Here is a 20,078-nt window from a genome sequence, read left to right as displayed (position 1 = left end):
CAGTAACTAACCCAAATTTCCACAACTAACCAGGCAAGAATTACCCTCAATCGAGGCAATCCCTGTCGATTAGTCAGGAAGATAACCTGCTGAGGCACTAGCGGATTCACTTGTGAATCAACGCCAAATTTGCCTCGCTGTACCGTCTAGAAAGGAGAAGCCCGTGTCTGTCGGTATCCTCGGCACGAAACTCGGCATGACCCAAGTCTTTGACGAGGAAGGACGCGCCCTTCCTGTCACAGTCGTTCAAGCGGGTCCTTGTCGGGTGACTCAAATCAAAACCAAGCAAACGGATGGCTACAGTGCTGTGCAACTGGGCTATCACGAAGTTAAAGAAAAGGCAGTCAATAAGCCAGAAAAGGGGCATTTAGCCAAATCTGAGGCTCCCCCCTTACGTCACCTGCGCGAATATCGTCTCGATAGCACCGACGAATTCCAACTCGGTCAACTCGTCAACGTCGAGATATTTAGTGCGGGTCAACTGGTGGATGTCTCTGGTAATACCATTGGTCGTGGCTTTGCTGGCTATCAAAAACGCCACAACTTTAAGCGCGGACCTATGGCGCATGGTTCAAAAAACCACCGCTTACCGGGTTCCACTGGTGCTGGAACAACGCCCGGTCGTACCTTCCCAGGGAAGAAAATGGCGGGTCGTTATGGCGGTAAACGTCAGACCATTCGCAAACTACAGGTGGTGCGCGTAGACTCAGAGCGAAACCTGCTGATTATTAAAGGGGCAGTTCCCGGTAAGCCAGGAGCGCTTTTAAACATTGCACCCACAAATAAAGTCGGAAAATAGTTATTTAGGGTTCATGGCTGATTGTTGATGCCCACCGATGAATCTTGAACAACCAGACTAAAGACTAAGGACTAAAAACTATGGTCGATTGTATAGTGCGAAACTGGCAAGGGGAAGAAGTGGGACAAGCCACCCTGGAGCTGAAAGTAGCCAAAGAAGATAGTGCGTCTCACATTGTTCATCGAGCATTAGTTCGACAAATGACCAATGCTCGTCAAGGAACCGCATCCACGAAAACCCGCGCCGAAGTTAGAGGCGGCGGACGCAAACCGTGGCGGCAAAAAGGAACAGGTCGCGCTCGGGCGGGTACAAACCGCTCACCCTTGTGGCGCGGAGGGGGCATTATCTTTGGTCCCAAGCCCAGAGACTACAACCTAAAGATGAACCGCAAAGAGCGGCGCTTGGCACTGCGAACCGCATTGCAAAGTCGAGCGGAGGATCTGATTGTCGTCGAAGAGTTTGCCGATCAACTGCCTCGTCCTAAAACCAAAGACTTGATGGAAGCGATCGCCCGTTGGGGAATTGATCCCAATCAAAAAGTCCTTTTGATTTTACCTCAACCCGCACAACAGGTTTATTTGTCTGCCCGTAATGTGCCAAGCATCAAGCTAATTTATGCGGATAGCTTAAATGTCTACGATGTATTGAACGCTGACAAAATTGTCACCACCAATACAGCCCTTGCCAAAATTCAGGAGGTTTACAGTGACTAAATCAACTAACCCCCGCGACCTGGCAGATATGGTGCTGCGCCCAATTGTGACTGAAAAAGCAACGTTGCTTTTAGAAGATAACAAATACGTCTTTGATGTTGTTCCCAAAGCCACTAAACCTGAAATCAAAGCGGCAATAGAAAGCCTTTTTGATGTCAAAGTTACAGGCGTTAACACCTTAATGCCACCGCGCCGAAAGCGTCGCGTCGGCAGATTCATTGGGTACAAGCCCCAATATAAACGGGCAATTGTCACCTTAGCTCCTGAAGACTCCATTACGTTGTTCCCAGACGTATAAATAAAACAAGGTTGATTGTGTAAGGTCGGGTTTCACAACTATCTTTTATTACACAACCCAGATGCAACTCAACCAGCCCCAACCGAGTTTTCAGAGACAAATGACGAATGACGAATGACAAATGACAAATGACAAATGACAAATAAAGGATAGTTTTATGGGAACTCGTAGTTATAGACCGTATACCCCAAGTACCCGTCAGGTTACACTCTCAGACTTTGCGGAGATTACCCGCAGTGAACCAGAAAAATCACTAACCACGTCTAATCACCGTCCCAAAGGTCGCAATAATCGGGGGGTGATCACCAGTCGGCGTCGGGGAGGTGGACACAAGCGCCTCTACCGGATCATCGACTTTCACCGGAACAAGCACAATATTCCGGCTAAAGTAGCATCCATTGAATATGACCCTAACCGGAACGCCCGGATTGCCCTGCTTTACTATCAGGATGGCGAAAAACGCTATATTTTGCATCCGGCTGGTTTAGAAGTAGGCGCTTCTGTGATTTCTGGACCCGATGCTCCGATTGAGGTGGGTAATGCTTTACCTCTAAGCAATATCCCTCTAGGAACCAGCGTGCATAACGTAGAACTGGTACCCGGAAAAGGCGGTCAAATCGTCCGTGCGGCTGGGGTGAGTGCCCAAGTCGTTGCCAAAGAAGGGAAGTATGTCACGCTGAAGCTACCCTCGACGGAAGTTCGCATGGTGCAGCGAAATTGCTATGCCACGATTGGACAGGTTGGGAATAGTGAAGCTCGTAACCTCAGTTTAGGAAAAGCCGGTCGTAGCCGTCGCTTGGGACGCCGTCCTAAAGTCAGAGGAAGCGTCATGAACCCGGTTGATCACCCCCATGGTGGTGGTGAAGGCAGAGCGCCTATTGGTCGATCAGGTCCAGTCACCCCATGGGGTAAACCCACTTTGGGAGCTAAAACTCGGAAGCCGAAAAAACAAAGCACGGCTTTAGTTGTCCGCCGTCGGCGCAAATCCTCGAAGCGAGGACGGGGTGGGCGTCAAGCTTAACGCTTGCATCCAATCACTGACCATTTACCATATTGAGATTATGGGTCGTTCATTAAAAAAAGGTCCATTTATTGCCGACAGTCTTCTGAGTAAGATTGAAGCCTTGAATACTAAAGGCGAAAAGCAGGTAATTAAAACCTGGTCACGCGCCTCAACCATTCTGCCGCAAATGGTGGGTCATACCATCGCCGTTCATAATGGCAGAACCCATGTGCCGGTTTTTATCAATGAGCAGATGGTGGGGCATAAACTGGGCGAATTTGCCCCAACTCGTACCTTTCGCGGTCATTCTAAAAGCGATCGCCGGGCGCGTTAATCGGCACGCACGATGCTGTCCCTTGGAGTTGGCAGCTTTTATCTCGCTCTTGCCTATTAGAGATCACACAAACTATGGCGACGATAGATACAACAGTAGAAACCAAAGCGATCGCACGTTACATTCGCATGTCCCCCTTGAAAGTTAGGCGGGTTCTTGATCAGATTCGCGGACGTTCCTACCGCGAAGCCCTGATTATTCTGGAATTTATGCCGTACCGGGCGTGCGAACCCGTGCTGAAAGTCCTACGATCCGCCGTGGCGAATGCCGAACATAATGCGGGTCTAGATCCAACCAGCTTGGTGATTAGCCATGCTTCGGCTGATATGGGACCCAGCTTTAGGCGCTATCGCCCCAGAGCACAAGGTCGAGCTTATCAGATTCGCAAGCCAACCTGTCATATAACGGTGGCGGTTTCACCCCAAGTTGAGGACTAGTTAATCGTCATCAATGATGCACGATTGACAACGGACAAACATAAAGTAAAGGAAGGTTTCGTGGGACAAAAAATTCATCCAATTGGTTTTCGCTTAGGTGTCACTCAAGAACATCGCTCCCGTTGGTTTGCTGATACCAAGCGTTACCCAGAAGTCCTGCAAGAGGACTACATCATCCGACAATACGTCGAAAAAAATCTGAGTAACGCCGGAATTTCGATGATCCGGATCGAACGCAAAGCCGATCAAATTGATTTAGAAGTTCATACAGCGCGACCTGGTGTCGTGGTTGGTCGTGGCGGTAGTGGCATTGAATCCTTGCGTACAGGTCTCCAAGACCTTTTGGGGAGCAATCGTCAAATTCGCATCAATGTCATTGAAGTCGCCCGGGTGGATGCTGATGCGGAGCTAATTGCTGAGTACATTGCCCAACAGCTCGAACGCCGGGTGTCCTTCCGTCGGGTTGTCCGTCAAGCGATTCAACGGGCGCAACGGGCAGATGTCCAAGGCATCAAAGTGCAAGTGAGTGGTCGCCTGAATGGTGCTGAAATTGCTCGAACAGAGTGGACTCGTGAAGGTCGAGTTCCCCTGCATACCCTGCGAGCGGATATTGATTATTCCTACCGTACCGCTAGCACCATCTACGGGATTCTCGGTGTGAAAGTCTGGATCTTTAAAGGCGAAATCATTCCGTCTACCGAAGAAGTCGCCCCACCCCCCACCGCTCAACCCCGTCGTCGTCAACAACGGCGTCGCCAACAATTTGAAGATCGTTCTAATGAATAGTCTTTTGTCTTTTGCCCTGAAGCAGGTGACAACAGGTAAAGGAGAAACAATCACGACTAACTGATAACGGACAAAAATCACTATGTTAAGTCCTAAACGAACAAAATTCCGCAAACAGCATCGCGGGCGGATGAGAGGTCAAGCGACTCGCGGCAACTCCCTCAATTTTGGGGACTTTGGCTTGCAAGCGACTGAACCGTCCTGGATTACAGCTCGTCAAATTGAAGCCGGTCGTCGAGCCATGACTCGCTATATTCGCCGGGGCGGAAAAATCTGGATTCGCGTGTTTCCAGATAAACCTGTGACCATGCGTCCGGCGGAAACTCGTATGGGTTCCGGGAAAGGGTCCCCTGAATATTGGGTAGCTGTGGTTAAACCTGGTCGAATTCTCTATGAAATCGCTGGTGTTCCCGAACCCCTTGCCCGCGAAGCCATGCGTCTAGCGGCTAACAAATTTCCCATTAAAACAAAGTTCGTTACTCGTGAAGGGGAATAAGTATTATGCCTTTGCCCAAAATAGACGACGCCAGAACCTTAAGTGATCAAGAGTTAGCGGATGAAATTTTAGCTGCCAAGCGTGAGCTATTTGAACTGCGGTTGCAACAAGCCACCCGCCGTTTGGAAAAACCCCATCAGTTTAAGCATCTCAAACATCGCATTGCTCAGATGATGACGATTGCGCGAGAGCGGCAATTGGCAGCCCTGTCTGAAGAGACATCCCAATCCGTGAGCGATTCAGCCACGACTCAACCCGCTCAAGCTGAAGCGGAAGAGGCGGTTAAAGCCGATGAGCAAGAGTCAGTGAGTGAACAGACAACTGAAGTCACCCCTGAATCCTCACCATCTGAGGAAAACAAAGAGGAGTAAACCGCGATGGCAGTTAAAGAACGAGTTGGTTTAGTTGTGAGCAACAAAATGGATAAAACCGTGGTTGTTGCTGTCGAAAACCGATCGCCCCACCCGAAGTACGGCAAAATCGTTGTCAATACCAAGCGATACAAGGCACACGATGAAGAAAATCGCTGCCAAGAAGGCGATCGCGTCCGCATTCAAGAAACCCGACCTCTGAGTCGCACGAAACGCTGGCAGGTTACGGATATTCTCAATAGTGCCTCAATTTAATTAAGGCGTATTAACCCTTCGCCACCCTCGAAGGAACTTGGTTTTGGGTTTTAAATGTTCACGAATCGGTGAGAAACGATAATCGTGAAATCCACTCCGACTTGCCTCATAACTCATAACTCTGAATCAAGAGTACAAATCAGATGATTCAACAACAAACCTATTTAAATGTGGCTGACAATAGCGGTGCGCGTAAAGTAATGTGCATTCGCGTCGTCGGTTCTGGAAATCGACGTTACGGTAGTGTGGGTGATGTGATTATTGCTGTGGTGAAGGATGCGATTCCTAACATGGCAATTAAAAAGTCCGATGTGGTTCGGGCTGTTATTGTCCGCACTCGTAAAGGATTGCGCCGGGAAAGCGGCATGAGTATTCGTTTTGACGATAATGCGGCTGTGATTATTAACCCGGAAGGTAATCCCAGAGGAACTCGTGTATTTGGTCCAGTAGCGCGAGAACTACGGGAAAGAAATTACACGAAAATTGTGTCCTTAGCGCCGGAGGTACTCTGATGGCTAAACCGACAAAAAAAGCGCCAGTGCGTTACAAAATGCACGTCAAAAAAGGCGACACAGTGCAAGTGATTAGTGGTCACGATAAAGGTAAGGTCGGAGAAATTCTGCAAACCTTACCGAAAGACAGTAAGGTTGTCGTCAAAGGCGTGAATATTAAAACCAAACACGTTAAGCCTCAGCAAGAAGGGGAAACAGGTCAAATTGCTACCATTGAATCCCCGATTCACAGTTCCAATGTCATGCTGTATTCGGAAAAGCAAAAAGTGGCAAGTCGTATCTGTTACACCTTGACTGAAGAGGGACGCAAGGTACGAATGCTGAAGAAAACGGGTGAAATCATTGACTAATCTTTTCGTCAAGTCCTTTGGAGTTATCAAAAAAAACAAAGGACGAATGACAAATGACAAAGGACAAATTACCCTGACCAAGCCCAGGGAAAAAGGATAACCACCATGTCTGACCGATTGAAAACACTCTATCAAGACACTATTGTTCCCAAACTTAAAGAACAGTTTGGGTATACAAACATCCATCAAGTCCCGCGTGTGACAAAAATCACCGTCAACCGAGGATTAGGAGAAGCATCTCAAAATGCAAAAGCCCTGGAATCCTCATTGAGTGAACTGGCGATCATTACCGGTCAAAAACCTGTGGTCACCCGTGCCAAAAAAGCGATCGCGGGATTTAAAATTCGTGAAGGAATGCCTGTGGGGGTCATGGTGACCCTGCGATCAGAACGGATGTACTCGTTTTTGGATCGCCTAATTAGCTTAGCCCTGCCGCGAATTCGTGACTTTCGCGGGATCAGCCCTCGCAGTTTCGACGGTCGCGGTAACTACACCTTAGGCATCCGAGAACAACTGATTTTCCCGGAAATAGACTACGACAGTATCGATCAAATTCGTGGCATGGATATTTCAATTATCACCACCGCAAACACCGATGAAGAGGGTCGCGCTTTACTCAAAGAGATGGGAATGCCTTTCCGGGAGAAATAAGCCTGTAAGCATAGGAAGGAACTAATGGCGGCAAACGACACAATTGCAGATATGCTGACCCGCATTCGGAATGCGTGTTTGGTACGGCATCAAACCACAAATGTCCCAGCAACAAAAATGACCCGTGCAATTGCTCAGGTCTTGAAAGAGGAAGGCTTTATTGCCGAGTTTGAAGAAGCTGGGGAAGGCGTCAAAAAATACTTAGTTATTTCGTTGAAATACAAGGGAAAAACGCGCCAACCCATTATCCGAGTCCTGAAACGGGTGAGCAAACCCGGTCTCAGAGTTTACAAAAATCGCAAGGAATTACCGCGAGTTTTGGGTGGTATTGGTATTGCGATTATTTCCACGTCCAGTGGGATCATGACTGACCGGGAAGCCAGACGACAAGGAATCGGTGGTGAAGTGCTGTGTTACATCTGGTAGCACGGCTCAAATCAGCACCTCGGCTCTTTTGAATTCTTTTGCCCGGATAAGGAGTATAAAATCATGTCGCGTATTGGCAAACGCCCGATAACAATTCCCAATAAAGTGACCGTGACCATTGAAGGTCAACAGGTTACCGTCAAAGGACCCAAAGGAGAACTCCAACGAGTTCTACCGAAACAAGTCACCGTTGAACAAGAAGGAGAAACCATCCAAGTGCAGCGGCGGGATGAATCCAAACTTGCCCGTCAGCGCCACGGATTGTCTCGCACCCTAGTTGCCAACATGGTTGAAGGGGTGTCCAAAGGCTTTGAGAGACGTCTAGCCATCCAAGGGGTCGGTTATCGTGCCCAGGTTCAAGGACGTAACTTAATCCTGAATGTCGGATACAGTCAACCCGTGGAAATTGTCCCTCCTGAAGACGTGCAGCTCGCGGTTGAAGGGAATACTAACGTGATTGTTAGCGGGATCAATAAAGAAATCGTCGGCAACACAGCGGCTAAAATTCGTGCGGTGCGTCCCCCTGAAGTTTATAAAGGGAAAGGCATTCGCTATGCCGGTGAAATGATTAGACGTAAAGCTGGTAAAGCAGGTAAGAAGTAACCTTCAACTACCCCACTGTAAAGACGGGTGGGGATTGCCGGAACCACTTCCGGTGAGGCAAGTGTTGAATAGCCCGTTGAGACGGCATTAGTTACGGACGTACAGATGCTTCTCTAGTCTGTACCACTCTAGGCTCTAGTGGTCAGAGCGTTGGGTAAAGCCAAGACACGCTAATGCAGTTGGGCGAAGAGACTAAAACATTTATGGGTTATACCAAATGTCAAACACACGAGTACCAGTAGTAGATCCCCAAGGAAAACCATGAAACTTACTCGTAAAGAATCAGTCCGCCGTAGACATCGGCGCGTGCGTCGGACAGTCCAAGGTAGTGCTGAACGTCCAAGATTAGCCGTCTTTCGGTCAAATCAGCACATTTATGTGCAGGTTATTGATGATCATCAGCAACACACCCTAGCGGCGGCTTCCACTCTAGAACCTGGACTGAAGTCAGAGGTAAAATCAGGTGCAACCTGTGACGCCTCGGTTAAAGTGGGTCAATTAATTGCCCAGCGAGCGTTGGAAAAAGGTATATCTCAGGTTGTTTTTGACCGGGGAGGAAACCTGTACCATGGTCGCGTGAAAGCTTTGGCAGAAGCGGCGCGTGAAGCTGGGTTAGACTTCTAGAAGTAAGTAAAGCACAATTTAAATTATGGCAAATCGTCGCAAAGGTAACCGCGCCAAAGAAAAAGACAGCACATGGCAAGAGCGGGTTATTCAAATCCGTCGAGTCAGCAAGGTGGTCAAAGGCGGTAAAAAATTAAGTTTCCGGGCGATCGTTGTGGTTGGCAATGAGCGCGGTCAGGTAGGCGTTGGTGTGGGTAAAGCCAGTGATGTGATTGGCGCTGTTCGCAAAGGGGTTGTCGATGCCAAAAAACAAGTCATCGATGTTCCGTTAACCAAGTCGAATTCCATTCCTCATCCCTCTAATGGAGCGGCTGTTGGTGCCAAGGTCATGGTAAGACCTGCTGCACCCGGTACAGGTGTAATTGCTGGTGGCGCAGTACGGACGGTGTTGGAATTGGCAGGGGTTCGTAATATCTTAGCCAAGCAACTGGGGTCTAATAATCCCTTAAATAATGCTAGAGCTGCTATCAATGCCCTAGATGCGCTCCGGACATTCAAGGAAGTGGCGCAAGAACGCGGGGTTGAGATTGAGAAGCTCTATGTCTAAAGATAGTGTGTTGAGTTTTGAGTTTTAAATGTAGAGACGTGCCATGGCACGTCTGAGTTTTGAGTTTCACGATCTAAATTATGAGAATCCATACTGTAGCACCCCAAGACGGTGCAAAGAAACGTCGTCGTCGTGTTGGTCGCGGGATTAGCGCCGGTCAAGGAGCTAGCTGTGGCTTTGGCATGCGCGGACAAAAGTCGCGATCGGGTCGGGGTACAAGACCGGGGTTTGAAGGGGGTCAGATGCCTTTGTACCGCCGCTTACCTAAGCTAAAACACTTTACGGTGATTAATCCCAAACATTACACTACGATAAATGTAGGTAAGTTGGCATCGCTCCCTGCCAATACAGAGGTGACGTTACCGTCACTGATGGAAACGGGTATCGTCACCACTAACGACGGACCGCTGAAAATTCTGGGCGACGGGGAGTTGACTGTATCGCTAACTGTTAAAGCTGCTGCCTTCACGGCTAGCGCTCGCCAAAAAATTGAGGCGGCTGGCGGGAGTTGTGAAGTGATTGAGGCGTAACGTTTTAGCGTTGGCGGGTAATGGTGCTGCTGATAGTGTGAGAAAAGTAGAGATACAGTTAGGTCTTGATCTAACCAAGGTCTGTAGGGCGTTTTTGACCGCGCCATCCAGGTTATTGATCTGGAACTCTAATAAGATCCGAAGGGACGCGATTTTAAGTAGCCCCGAAGTATCCTATTAGAATCCCTGTTTATTTATACCAGGGAGAGGTCAACACTGTGTCATCTGGAGGTACCCCTTTATGGTCGTCAGTCGAGACAAAGCTCCAACGGCTCAAGAAACATTTATGCAGATGGCACAAGCTGCCGGTCTTAGAGGTCGGTTGCTTTTGACCATCGGTTTGTTGATCCTAGCCCGGTTTGGTGTCTTTTTACCTGTACCGGGAATTGATCGGGAACAACTTGCCACCGCTATCCAAAGTGGAAACGTTCCCATCGCTGGCATTTTAGATTTTTTCTCTGGGGGAGGGTTCTCGGCTTTAGGGATTTTTGCCCTGGGAATCTTGCCCTATATTAATGCGTCGATTATCTTGCAGTTGCTGACGGCAGCTATTCCTACGCTGGAAAATTTGCAGAAGAATGAAGGGGAAGCTGGACGTCGAAAGATTTCTCAAATTACCCGTTATGTCGCCCTCGGTTGGGCGATATTGCAAAGTGTGGGTTTGGCAATATTTGCCAGCCAATTTGCCACAAATCCCGGAACTCTGTTCTTTGTGGAAACTGTGCTAGCCATCACGGCTGGCTCAATGTTTGTCATGTGGATTTCGGAACTGATTACCGAACGCGGGATTGGTAATGGAGCATCCTTGTTGATTTTTGTCAATATTGTGGCAGTTCTGCCCCGGACATTGGGTCAAACGATTGAATTGGCACAGACGGGGGGGCGAGAAATGGCAGGTAAGGTGGTCATTTTGCTCCTGGTTTTCCTGGTGATGATTGTGGGGATTGTCTTTGTTCAGGAGGGAACACGCCGGATTCCGATTATTTCGGCAAGACGCCAAGTTGGGCGTCGCCTCTATCGGGAACGGACGAGTTATCTGCCGCTACGACTGAACCAAGGTGGGGTAATGCCGATTATCTTTGCCTCAGCCGTTTTGATTCTGCCCACGTCTCTGGCTGGCTTTGCTCGTGGTGGCACGGGGGAAGGCTTTTTAGGGTCGCTCATGCAAGGGGTAAATCAGGTAGCACTGTATATTAGCCCGAATGGTCCGACGCCGTGGCTGTATGTACTGGTTTATCTGGTGTTAATTCTCTTTTTCAGCTATTTCTATGCGTCGTTGATCGTGAATCCGGTTGATATGTCGCAGAATTTGAAGAAAATGGGAGCGAGTATTCCGGGAATTCGTCCAGGTAAAGCCACAAGCGACTATGTTGAGCGAGTGCTGAATCGGTTAACATTTTTGGGTGCCATTTTCCTGGGACTGGTGGCGGTTGTGCCAACGGCTGTCGAAAGTGCGACGGGAGTGACCACGTTTAGAGGGCTAGGCGCTACCTCGTTACTGATTTTGGTCGGTGTGGCAATTGACACGGCGAAACAAGTTCAAACGTATGTGATTTCACAGCGTTACGAGGGTATGGTCAAGCAGTAAAGTTTTGGCTATGTCATTGGTTACTTGTCCTTTGTTCATCGTTGATTAAACCCAAATGGGATGTCTCGATAATTCAAAGCTGGACTTGAGCAGACATCAAATTGACAAAGGACAAAGGACGAATGACAAATGACAAAGGACAAATGACAAATAACCAATGACACGATTAGTTTTTTTAGGACCACCAGGAGCAGGCAAAGGAACGCAAGCTCAGCATATCGCTCAGCTTTATCAGATTCCTCACATATCTACCGGGGATATTCTACGGAGTGCGACCGCCGCATCTACATCCCTCGGACAAAAGGCGCAGTCTTATATGGATGGTGGCGAGTTGGTGCCAGATGAATTGATTCTGGATCTGATTCGCGATCGCCTCAAACAACCTGATACTCAAGGGGGTTGGATTTTGGATGGATTTCCGCGTAATGTTAGCCAAGCGGCTTTTCTGGAGAATCTGCTTCAGGATCTCGATCAGCAGTGCGATTATGCCATTTATTTGGATGTCACCGATGAATCAATCCTGAATCGGTTACTCTGCCGGGGACGCCAAGATGATAATGAGCAGACGATTCGGCGACGCCTAGACGTTTACCGCCAACAGACTGGACCGGTGATTGAGTTTTACCGCGATCGCTCAATCTTACGTGAGATTGATGGGGATAGACCAATGGAGGAGGTTACGGATTCTCTCAAGCAGGTGATGTCGAGTTAAGTCATCCATGCTCAAACCGGAAAACGAACGCCGTCTCACTTTTGAGGGATGTTCTCCTCTAGGGTAAGTCGTTACTATTTCTAAGGCTTCCCTTGATTGGGACAGGCTCTTTGGGGGAGGATTTTGATAACATAAGTTAACATAACACTCCCTGGACAAATCTCTATCTGTGTGGAGGGGAATTAGTGACCAATTGTATTGAGGAACGACAAAATTGGCTAAACAAGACTTAATTGAAATGGAAGGGACGGTAACCGAATCCTTGCCGAACGCCATGTTTCGGGTTGATTTGGATAATGGCTTCAACGTCCTTGCCCATATTTCTGGCAAAATTCGCCGTAACTACATCAAAATCTTACCGGGCGATCGCGTCAAAGTTGAACTGACCCCTTATGACTTGAGCAAGGGGCGAATCACCTACCGACTTCGCAAAAAATAAAAATCGGTAGAGTTGGTTTCGGGAGTTATTTGACGCGAAAACCAAAAAATGATATGATAATGTGCTTGCGTTGTAACTAAAAAAACCATGAAGGTTAGAGCATCCGTCCGCAAAATTTGCGAAAAATGTCGCGTTATTCGACGCCGGGGTCGAGTAATGGTTATTTGTCCAAACCCCAAGCACAAACAACGTCAGGGGTAATCCAGCAGACTCTATAAGACTCATTTGTAGCACAAAACCAGCAAAAGGGAGAAAAATACCGTGGCAAGAATTGCCAGTGTAGACCTACCTCGCGATAAACGAATAGAAATTGGTCTAACCTACATCTACGGAATTGGTCTATCTCGCTCCAAAGAAATTCTTACCAAAACGGGTATTAATCCAGATATCCGCGTCAAGGATTTAAGCGATGCTGACGTAGCCACCCTGCGATCAGTGGTCGAGGGCGACTATCAAGTCGAGGGAGACTTAAGGCGCTGGGAAGCCATGAATATCAAGCGCCTTGTTGATATTGGCACCTATCGCGGGCGTCGTCATCGCCAAGGGTTACCTGTGCGCGGTCAACGCACCCGCACCAATGCCCGTACCCGCCGGGGTAGACGTATTGCCGTTGCCGGGAAGAAAAAAGCACCCGCGAAGAAGTAACACTCTTATTCAGTTCACACCCATCACTAAGATAGCCAACTAAAGCGATATGCCGCGACCAACTAAAAAAACTGGTACAAAAAAGCAGAAACGAAACGTTCCCAATGGAATGGCATTCATCCAGTCCACTTTCAACAATACCATCGTCACCATTTCTGACACGCGAGGTGATGTGGTTTCCTGGGCATCGGCGGGATCAAGTGGGTTTAAGGGAGCTAAGAAAGGCACCCCCTTTGCCGCTCAAACCGCTGCCGATAACGCCGCCCGTCGAGCGATAGACCAAGGAATGCGTCAAATAGAGGTAATGGTTAGCGGTCCGGGTGCAGGTCGAGAAACGGCTATTCGCGCCCTACAAGGGGCAGGACTAGAAATTACCCTAATTCGGGATGTCACGCCAATTCCTCATAATGGTTGCCGTCCCCCGAAACGACGCCGCGTCTAGGATCGGGAAATTGGGAAGGGGAATTGGGGAGGTTAAACCCAGAGTTGGATTGAAAACCTGTAAATCGGTTTACCCCGCATCCGTCTCGACTCGACAACAAAATCAAGTGTCAGCATCGAGCGAATTATGCCAACCACTAATACTTTGCTTAGTGCCACTTGTACCAAATTGTGGGTTAGGCGCAACAAAAATTCAAAAGTACTCGCTTGGTGCTTTTGATGGGTTCCTATGAATTAAAGGAGGGAGGTCACTCCGTGGCGCAGTTTCAGATTGAGTGCGTAGAATCCAAAACACTAAAGAATCAAAGTCAATATAGCAAATTTGTCCTAGAACCTCTAGAACGCGGTCAAGGTACAACAGTTGGCAACGCCCTGAGAAGGGTTCTCCTGTCTAACCTAGAAGGGACAGCAATTACTGCAGTCCGGATTGCTGGAGTCAATCATGAGTTTGCCACGATTGAGGGAATCAGAGAGGATGTCTTAGAAATTCTCCTGAATATGAAGGAAGTCGTCCTCAAAAGTTATACGCCCGGACCCCATATTGGTCGAGTCATGATCACTGGACCCTCAACCGTGCGATCGGCTCAGTTTGACCTACCGTCGGACGTAGAATTTGTTGATCCGGGTCAGTATATCGCCACCCTAGCCGACGGCGCCAAACTGGAAATGGAGTTCCGTATCGAAAGAGGCAAAGGATATCGCTCTGTAGAACGGGGTCGTGATGAAACATCTTCAGTCGATTTCCTGCAACTTGACGCCGTATTCATGCCAGTGACCAAGGTCAACTACAGCGTCGAGGATACTCGGATTGACGGTTCCCTGGAAAAAGACCGCTTAATTTTAGATGTTTGGACCAATGGCAGCGTGTCACCCCAGGAAGCACTGAGTCAAGCCGCTAATATTCTGGTGGATTTATTCAATCCCCTGAAAGATATCGAGCTGAAGCCAGAGCCTGTGGGTCGTCCTGAAGATGAAGATCCAACCAGCCAAATTCCGATTGAAGAACTGCAACTGTCGGTGCGGGCGTATAACTGCCTCAAGCGAGCGCAAATTAACTCCGTTGCTGATTTACTAGATTATAGCCAGGAGGATCTGCTCGAAATCAAGAACTTTGGTCAAAAGTCTGCCGAAGAAGTCATCGATGCCTTGCAAAAACGCTTGGGGATTACATTGCCCCACGAAAAATCGGCTAAACCAACTTAAGGATTGAGACTCAATGGCTAATCGTCAACTCGATTAGCCATTCGATTGAAAAAGTTTTCATTGTTGTGGGATTGTAGAGGAAGAAAAGAAAATGCGTCATCGTCGTCGCGTACCCAAACTGGGAAAACCAGCCGACCAGCGTCGAGCGCTGCTCAGAAGCTTAGCTACGGAGTTGATTCGTCATGGTCGAGTCACCACCACCAAAGCGCGGGCAAAAGCTGTGCGTTCCCAAGTGGAAAAAATGATCACCTTGGCAAAAGATGGCTCCCTAGCCTCTCGCCGTCAAGCCTTGGGTTATATTTACGACAAGCAGTTAGTTCATGCCTTGTTTGAAGGGGTGAATGATCGCTATGGCAATCGTAACGGTGGGTATACTCGCGTACTCAGAACCCTGCGCCGTCGTGGGGACAATGCGGAAATGGCAATTATCGAGCTGGTGTGAACTCAAGTCATGTCCGAGTGCGAGGCTAAGCCAACTCAACGCATTGCTCTGGTGATTCAATACCTGGGTACAAAGTTCTATGGTTGGCAACGACAGCCTCACCATCGCACGGTACAAGCGGATATTGAGCAAGTTCTGTCCACCGTCGAAGGAAAACCTGTAACCTTACACGGGGCGGGGCGTACTGATACAGGAGTTCATGCCGCTGCCCAAGTCGCCCATTTTAATAGCAGCCGTCCGATTCCGGGGGAGCGGTGGATGCCGATGCTCAATAGCCGACTACCGGAGGATATCCTGATTCGGGCATCAGCCCCTGTCCCCGCCAATTGGCATGCTCGCTTTTCGGCGATTTGGCGTCGGTATCGGTACAGTATCTATACAGATGCTTGTCCCAACCTATTTGTGCGACCGTTTAGTTGGCATTACTATCACGCTCCCTTGGATGAACATCGGATTCAGGAAGCACTGAATCCACTGCGGGGCAAACACCACCTAGCAGCGTTCCATCGCGCCAACTCGTCACGGAAGCATTCCTGGGTCACGGTTCAGGACACCCACTGTTACCGGAATGGTTCATTTATTCATATTGAAATTCAGGCGGATGGATTTTTATACGGCATGGTGCGGCTACTCGTCGGCATGCTGGTGGAGGTAGGGCGGGGCAAGCTTGATCCCCAGGAGTTTACTCAACTGTGGGTGAATCAACAACGAGAGCGGATCAAATATTCAGCGCCAGCAAAGGGTCTGTGTTTGTTACGAGTGGGATATCCAAATTCGCCGTTTCCGCCAAAAACGTGGTTTGATACTCAGCCGACGTTTATCTTGCCCACCGAGACGCCCCCTCAATTGTGTTTAGGTTAACTGTTTACCGTTTGAAGTAATCAAAAAAAACTCATGCAAAAAACTTACCTGCCAACTCAGGATTCCTTAGAACAAAATTGGTACGTTATCGATGCCGACGGTCAACGTCTGGGACGATTGGCAACTGAAATTGCCATGATTCTTAGAGGGAAAAATAAACCGACTTATTCCCCACACATGGATACAGGGGACTTCGTGATCGTGGTCAATGCCGAGAAAGTCGTCGTCACCGGAAAAAAAAGCAGTCAGAAACTCTATCGCCGCCATTCCGGTCGTCCAGGTGGGATGAAGACGGAAACCTTTGCCCATTTACAAGCCCGCCTACCAGAACGGATTATTGAAAAGGCGGTGAAAGGGATGCTGCCCAAAAATTCCCTGGGTCGCAAACTTTTTACTAAGCTGAAAGTTTATGGGGGAGCAACCCATCCCCATGACGCTCAAAAACCTCAAACCTTAACCATTGACACCATTCCAGGAGAACAAGACTAATGCAAGCAACAGAACCGATAGAAAATCGCGCTGTTTACTGGGGAACGGGTCGCCGTAAATCCTCAGTTGCCCGGGTGCGCCTAGTTCCAGGGACGGGTCAACTCGTTGTTAACGGGCGTCCCGGCGATGTCTACTTTAATCTCAATCCAGCCTATTTAATGGTGACCAAATCACCATTGGAAACCCTGGGTCTAGAAAATGATTATGACATTTTAGTCAATGCTCACGGCGGTGGGTTGACCGGACAATCCGATGCGATTCGCTTAGGTGTGGCGCGGGCGCTTTGTGAACTTGACCCGGAAAATCGCTCTCCGTTGAAGATGGAAGGATATTTAACCCGCGATCCCCGTGCCAAAGAACGGAAGAAATATGGCTTACATAAAGCCCGCAAAGCTCCCCAATACTCGAAGCGTTAGAATTGGGAGAAGAGAAGACGAATCATCAGGGGTGATTTCGCCCCAAATGACAGAACTAAGCAACGCTTGCTGAGAGAGGATAGTAACTATGCCAAAACCTGATATTCATCCCCAGTGGTATCCAGACGCCAAAGTCTATTGCAACGGAGAAGTTGTGATGACGGTTGGTTCAACCCAGCCGGAAATTCATGTTGATGTGTGGTCGGGAAATCATCCCTTCTACACGGGAACCCAAAAAATTATTGATACGGAAGGTCGTGTGGAACGCTTTATGCGGAAATACGGCATGTTAGAAGGAAATGCCTCGGAGCAGCAATCGTCTAAAGAGAAATAGCGAGGTAGCTTGAAGTGTGTTCGACGGTAGCGGAGCCTAACTCTTAATAGTTAGACTTCGCTCTTCAATGCTTTTTTAGGCTATTTCAATGGAGCGATCGCTTTAACCATGGCGGAAACTTACTTACTTGATAAATTAAAATCGGTTGAACAAACCTTTCACGAATTAACGCGCCGTTTGGCTGATCCAGATATTGCCACTGATCCGGTGGAAGTGCAACGGGTGGCAAAAGCTCGTTCGTCTTTAGAGGAAGTGGTTAGCACCTACGAACTCTGGAAAACCGCCCAGGAGGAACTGACGGGCGCTCGCCAAATCCTCAAGGAAGCCAATGGGGATGGTGAAATGCACGAAATGGCATCCCTGGAAGTTGAGGAACTGCAAACGAAGCTGGAGGAGTTGGAAAAACGCCTGAAAATCCTACTCTTGCCGCGTGATCCGAATGATGATAAGAACATCATGTTGGAGATTCGGGCCGGAACCGGGGGCGACGAAGCCAGTATTTGGGCAGGGGATTTAGTGCGAATGTACTCGCGCTATGCCGAAACTCAGAACTGGCGGGTGAAGCTATTGAGTGAGTCCCCGGCTGATATGGGCGGATTTAAAGAGGCGATTCTGGAAATTCAAGGGGAACAGGTTTATAGCAAGCTGAAATTTGAAGCGGGTGTGCATCGGGTGCAACGAGTCCCGGTGACGGAAGCAGGAGGACGAGTTCATACCTCAACCGCGACTGTGGCGGTAATGCCAGAAGTAGATGATGTGGAAATTGAGGTTGATCCGAAGGATTTAGAAGTTTCCACAGCCCGTTCGGGTGGTGCTGGTGGACAGAATGTGAACAAGGTGGAAACGGCGGTTGATCTGTTCCACAAGCCGACTGGGATTCGCATCTTCTGTACCGAGGAACGTTCTCAACTGCAAAACCGAGAACGGGCATTGCAAATTCTCCGCGCTAAACTGTATGAAATGAAGCTGCGGGAGCAACAGGAAGCGGTAACCTCAATGCGGCGATCGCAGGTGGGGACGGGTTCGCGATCAGAGAAGATTCGCACCTATAACTATAAGGATAATCGGGTGACGGATCATCGCTTGAGCCAAAACTATTCGCTGAATAGCTTGTTGGAAGGGGATTTGGAGTCTGTGATTCAAGCCTGTATTACCCAGGATCAACAGGAACGTTTGGAGGAGTTGGCAACGTCGGACGAACAAGGGGAATCGCTTTTGGCTTAATTGGTATTGATCCTTTGTCTTTTGTTTGTGTCATACTCGCCCTTATCCCAGCAAGCTACGTCATTTGCCATTTGGCTCTAATATAAACGACAAGAGGGCGGGTTTTGTTGTTCATTTATTGGTGAAGAGGGCGGGTTTTGTTGTTCATTTATCGGTGAAGAGGGCGGGTTTTGTTGTTCATTTAGCGGTGACTAGCGGAGTTGATTCCCTAAACCCGCCCCTACAATGATTCCCTAAACCCGCCCCGACAATTGCCCCTAAACCCGCCCCTCTAATAAGGCATAACTTCTGCTTCCTGCCTTCTGCCTTGAAGTCATCTGTCTTGACAACCATGTTAAATAATAAACTTGAACAACTCACCCGCTTATTTGCTCAAATGGATCGGGCATTGATTGCCTATTCCGGAGGAGTGGATAGCACCTTAGTTGCCAAGATTGCTTATGATGTTTTAGGCGATCGCGCTTTAGCGGTAACCGCCGAATCCCCATCTCTGTTACCTGAAGAATTGGAAGACGCCCGGATTCAAGCAGCGGTAATTGGCATTCCTCATGAATTGGTGCAAACCGATGAAATGAATAATCCAAATTATACGGCGAATCCGGTTAACCGTTGCTATTTTTGCAAAAGTGAACTCCACGACACGCTGAAACCCTTAGCGATGCAACGGGGTTATCCCTATGTCGTGGATGGTGTGAATGCTGATGACTTGGGGGACTATCGCCCAGGAATTCAAGCGGCGAAAGAACGAGGGGCGCGATCGCCTTTAGCGGAAGTGGGGGTAACAAAAGCCGAAGTGCGCCAACTGTCGCAACAATTAGGGCTTCCCTGGTGGGATAAACCTGCTCAACCTTGTTTGAGTTCTCGCTTTCCTTATGGCGAAGAAATTACAATTGCTAAACTGCAAAGAGTAGGGCGGGCAGAAGTTTATTTACGGAAATTAGGGTGGAAAAATTTGCGGGTGCGTTCTCAAGGGGATACCGCACGAATTGAATTATCGCCAGAACAAATTAAACAATTTGTTTTGACTATGGATTTACCAACACTGGTATCAGCGTTTCAAGATTTAGGCTTTTTGTATGTCACCCTAGATTTAGAAGGGTATCACAGTGGCAAGTTAAATCGCGTCGTGAATCAAGATGATAAAGCAACAGTATAGGGACAGGTTTAGGAACTGTGGGGGCGGGTTTAGCAACAATTGTCACAATTGTAGGGGCGGGTTTAGGGAATCAACTCAGCTAGTCACCAATAAATGAACAACAAAACCCGCCCTCCTCACTTTAGATTTATTGGGTGTCAGCCGATAATTTACCTGTACATAGCTTTCAAACCTTGTTAGCTGATTTAGGGACAATTGTTAACAATCGAATTCAGTCTAATATCCCAGGTGTAAATTTCGACTTTGACAAGGTAACCGAACCGACTCCGGTACAAAGGAAGGCTTTAGATTTGTTGGGTGTCAGCCTAATATGTACCCAGTGAAGCCGAAAGTGAAATCGCCCTAAGTCTGGATAGGCATACAGTGTAGCGATTTGTCAAAGGGGAACTTCAG

The 20,078-nt window shown here is 48.5% G+C and carries 32 protein-coding genes and 1 pseudogene; all 33 read left to right on the top strand.

Annotation, left to right across the window (positions count from 1 at the left end):
* Window positions 1–163: 163 nt before the first annotated feature.
* On the top strand, window positions 164–799 hold the full coding sequence (gene rplC / locus RID53_RS16200; protein ID WP_446389102.1) for a 50S ribosomal protein L3: 636 nt from the start codon (window positions 164–166) through the stop codon (window positions 797–799).
* Between the two features lie 80 nt (window positions 800–879).
* Window positions 880–1,512 carry a 50S ribosomal protein L4 gene (rplD, locus tag RID53_RS16195; RefSeq protein ID WP_446389075.1) on the top strand — a complete coding sequence of 211 codons (633 nt, stop codon included), beginning with the start codon at window positions 880–882 and terminating at the stop codon, window positions 1,510–1,512.
* Window positions 1,505–1,810, top strand: coding sequence for a 50S ribosomal protein L23 (locus RID53_RS16190; protein ID WP_006100514.1), 306 nt, complete (start codon window positions 1,505–1,507; stop codon window positions 1,808–1,810). The genes rplD and RID53_RS16190 overlap by 8 nt, the downstream gene beginning before the upstream one ends.
* A 157-nt stretch (window positions 1,811–1,967) precedes the next feature.
* Window positions 1,968–2,831 carry a 50S ribosomal protein L2 gene (gene rplB, locus RID53_RS16185; RefSeq protein ID WP_446389074.1) on the top strand — a complete coding sequence of 288 codons (864 nt, stop codon included), beginning with the start codon at window positions 1,968–1,970 and terminating at the stop codon, window positions 2,829–2,831.
* Window positions 2,832–2,871: 40 nt separating this feature from the next.
* On the top strand, window positions 2,872–3,147 hold the full coding sequence (rpsS, locus tag RID53_RS16180; protein WP_446374137.1) for a 30S ribosomal protein S19: 276 nt from the start codon (window positions 2,872–2,874) through the stop codon (window positions 3,145–3,147).
* A 74-nt stretch (window positions 3,148–3,221) separates the two neighbouring features.
* The gene (gene rplV / locus RID53_RS16175; protein WP_446389073.1) at window positions 3,222–3,584 is read left to right on the top strand and encodes a 50S ribosomal protein L22; all 363 of its coding nucleotides are present in this window, start codon (window positions 3,222–3,224) and stop codon (window positions 3,582–3,584) included.
* A gap of 60 nt (window positions 3,585–3,644) precedes the next feature.
* Window positions 3,645–4,370 carry a 30S ribosomal protein S3 gene (gene rpsC, locus RID53_RS16170; RefSeq protein ID WP_446389072.1) on the top strand — a complete coding sequence of 242 codons (726 nt, stop codon included), beginning with the start codon at window positions 3,645–3,647 and terminating at the stop codon, window positions 4,368–4,370.
* A gap of 82 nt (window positions 4,371–4,452) precedes the next feature.
* Window positions 4,453–4,866, top strand: coding sequence for a 50S ribosomal protein L16 (gene rplP / locus RID53_RS16165; protein WP_446340188.1), 414 nt, complete (start codon window positions 4,453–4,455; stop codon window positions 4,864–4,866).
* Window positions 4,867–4,871: 5 nt separating this feature from the next.
* On the top strand, window positions 4,872–5,237 hold the full coding sequence (rpmC, locus tag RID53_RS16160) for a 50S ribosomal protein L29 (RefSeq protein WP_446389071.1): 366 nt from the start codon (window positions 4,872–4,874) through the stop codon (window positions 5,235–5,237).
* A 6-nt stretch (window positions 5,238–5,243) separates the two neighbouring features.
* Window positions 5,244–5,492 carry a 30S ribosomal protein S17 gene (gene rpsQ / locus RID53_RS16155; RefSeq protein ID WP_044206595.1) on the top strand — a complete coding sequence of 83 codons (249 nt, stop codon included), beginning with the start codon at window positions 5,244–5,246 and terminating at the stop codon, window positions 5,490–5,492.
* A 143-nt stretch (window positions 5,493–5,635) separates the two neighbouring features.
* On the top strand, window positions 5,636–6,004 hold the full coding sequence (gene rplN, locus RID53_RS16150; RefSeq protein WP_006100476.1) for a 50S ribosomal protein L14: 369 nt from the start codon (window positions 5,636–5,638) through the stop codon (window positions 6,002–6,004).
* A complete protein-coding gene (gene rplX / locus RID53_RS16145) occupies window positions 6,004–6,354 on the top strand; it encodes a 50S ribosomal protein L24 (protein WP_446389070.1) in 351 nt (116 codons plus the stop codon). The genes rplN and rplX overlap by 1 nt, the downstream gene beginning before the upstream one ends.
* 105 nt (window positions 6,355–6,459) lie before the next feature.
* Complete coding sequence (gene rplE, locus RID53_RS16140; RefSeq protein ID WP_446389069.1) at window positions 6,460–7,005, top strand: 50S ribosomal protein L5; 546 nt, start codon at window positions 6,460–6,462, stop codon at window positions 7,003–7,005.
* Window positions 7,006–7,029: 24 nt separating this feature from the next.
* Complete coding sequence (gene rpsH, locus RID53_RS16135) at window positions 7,030–7,431, top strand: 30S ribosomal protein S8 (protein ID WP_446389068.1); 402 nt, start codon at window positions 7,030–7,032, stop codon at window positions 7,429–7,431.
* Window positions 7,432–7,494: 63 nt separating this feature from the next.
* On the top strand, window positions 7,495–8,034 hold the full coding sequence (rplF, locus tag RID53_RS16130) for a 50S ribosomal protein L6 (RefSeq protein WP_446389067.1): 540 nt from the start codon (window positions 7,495–7,497) through the stop codon (window positions 8,032–8,034).
* A 261-nt stretch (window positions 8,035–8,295) separates the two neighbouring features.
* The gene (gene rplR, locus RID53_RS16125) at window positions 8,296–8,658 is read left to right on the top strand and encodes a 50S ribosomal protein L18 (protein WP_446389066.1); all 363 of its coding nucleotides are present in this window, start codon (window positions 8,296–8,298) and stop codon (window positions 8,656–8,658) included.
* 25 nt (window positions 8,659–8,683) lie between these two features.
* Window positions 8,684–9,205, top strand: a complete 522-nt coding sequence (gene rpsE, locus RID53_RS16120; protein WP_006100391.1) for a 30S ribosomal protein S5 — start codon at window positions 8,684–8,686, stop codon at window positions 9,203–9,205.
* An 80-nt stretch (window positions 9,206–9,285) separates the two neighbouring features.
* Window positions 9,286–9,735 (top strand): 50S ribosomal protein L15, encoded by a 450-nt coding sequence (gene rplO / locus RID53_RS16115; protein ID WP_446389065.1) that lies wholly within the window; start codon window positions 9,286–9,288, stop codon window positions 9,733–9,735.
* Between the two features lie 241 nt (window positions 9,736–9,976).
* The gene (gene secY / locus RID53_RS16110; RefSeq protein WP_446389064.1) at window positions 9,977–11,323 is read left to right on the top strand and encodes a preprotein translocase subunit SecY; all 1,347 of its coding nucleotides are present in this window, start codon (window positions 9,977–9,979) and stop codon (window positions 11,321–11,323) included.
* 157 nt (window positions 11,324–11,480) lie between these two features.
* Window positions 11,481–12,035: an adenylate kinase gene (locus tag RID53_RS16105; RefSeq protein WP_446389063.1), complete on the top strand. Its 555-nt coding sequence runs from the start codon at window positions 11,481–11,483 to the stop codon at window positions 12,033–12,035.
* Window positions 12,036–12,249: 214 nt separating this feature from the next.
* Window positions 12,250–12,474 carry a translation initiation factor IF-1 gene (infA, locus tag RID53_RS16100; RefSeq protein ID WP_006100613.1) on the top strand — a complete coding sequence of 75 codons (225 nt, stop codon included), beginning with the start codon at window positions 12,250–12,252 and terminating at the stop codon, window positions 12,472–12,474.
* Window positions 12,475–12,561: 87 nt separating this feature from the next.
* Window positions 12,562–12,675: a 50S ribosomal protein L36 gene (gene rpmJ, locus RID53_RS16095; protein WP_071777214.1), complete on the top strand. Its 114-nt coding sequence runs from the start codon at window positions 12,562–12,564 to the stop codon at window positions 12,673–12,675.
* A 60-nt stretch (window positions 12,676–12,735) separates the two neighbouring features.
* On the top strand, window positions 12,736–13,119 hold the full coding sequence (gene rpsM / locus RID53_RS16090; protein WP_446389062.1) for a 30S ribosomal protein S13: 384 nt from the start codon (window positions 12,736–12,738) through the stop codon (window positions 13,117–13,119).
* Window positions 13,120–13,168: 49 nt separating this feature from the next.
* Window positions 13,169–13,561, top strand: a complete 393-nt coding sequence (rpsK, locus tag RID53_RS16085) for a 30S ribosomal protein S11 (RefSeq protein ID WP_006100602.1) — start codon at window positions 13,169–13,171, stop codon at window positions 13,559–13,561.
* Window positions 13,562–13,815: 254 nt separating this feature from the next.
* On the top strand, window positions 13,816–14,763 hold the full coding sequence (locus RID53_RS16080) for a DNA-directed RNA polymerase subunit alpha (RefSeq protein ID WP_446389061.1): 948 nt from the start codon (window positions 13,816–13,818) through the stop codon (window positions 14,761–14,763).
* 91 nt (window positions 14,764–14,854) lie between these two features.
* A complete protein-coding gene (rplQ, locus tag RID53_RS16075; protein ID WP_446389060.1) occupies window positions 14,855–15,205 on the top strand; it encodes a 50S ribosomal protein L17 in 351 nt (116 codons plus the stop codon).
* 9 nt (window positions 15,206–15,214) lie between these two features.
* The gene (truA, locus tag RID53_RS16070) at window positions 15,215–16,066 is read left to right on the top strand and encodes a tRNA pseudouridine(38-40) synthase TruA (protein WP_446389059.1); all 852 of its coding nucleotides are present in this window, start codon (window positions 15,215–15,217) and stop codon (window positions 16,064–16,066) included.
* Window positions 16,067–16,099: 33 nt separating this feature from the next.
* On the top strand, window positions 16,100–16,555 hold the full coding sequence (gene rplM, locus RID53_RS16065; protein ID WP_446389058.1) for a 50S ribosomal protein L13: 456 nt from the start codon (window positions 16,100–16,102) through the stop codon (window positions 16,553–16,555).
* Complete coding sequence (rpsI, locus tag RID53_RS16060) at window positions 16,555–16,971, top strand: 30S ribosomal protein S9 (protein WP_446389057.1); 417 nt, start codon at window positions 16,555–16,557, stop codon at window positions 16,969–16,971. The genes rplM and rpsI overlap by 1 nt, the downstream gene beginning before the upstream one ends.
* Window positions 16,972–17,059: 88 nt before the next feature.
* Entirely contained in the window at window positions 17,060–17,305 is a 246-nt protein-coding gene (gene rpmE / locus RID53_RS16055; RefSeq protein WP_006100490.1) for a 50S ribosomal protein L31, read from the top strand.
* Window positions 17,306–17,413: 108 nt separating this feature from the next.
* Window positions 17,414–18,529, top strand: a complete 1,116-nt coding sequence (gene prfA, locus RID53_RS16050; protein ID WP_446389056.1) for a peptide chain release factor 1 — start codon at window positions 17,414–17,416, stop codon at window positions 18,527–18,529.
* A 331-nt stretch (window positions 18,530–18,860) separates the two neighbouring features.
* Window positions 18,861–19,685 (top strand): ATP-dependent sacrificial sulfur transferase LarE, encoded by an 825-nt coding sequence (gene larE / locus RID53_RS16045; protein ID WP_446389055.1) that lies wholly within the window; start codon window positions 18,861–18,863, stop codon window positions 19,683–19,685.
* Between the two features lie 143 nt (window positions 19,686–19,828).
* A pseudogene (locus RID53_RS16040) lies at window positions 19,829–20,008 on the top strand (IS1634 family transposase); the annotation flags it as partial.
* Window positions 20,009–20,078: the final 70 nt, after the last annotated feature.

The organism is Coleofasciculus sp. B1-GNL1-01 (assembly GCF_040220235.1).
GTDB lineage: Bacteria > Cyanobacteriota > Cyanobacteriia > Cyanobacteriales > Coleofasciculaceae > Coleofasciculus.
The sequence above is the reverse complement of the archived record's forward strand: the minus strand, read 5'-3'. Positions and strand labels throughout refer to the sequence as shown.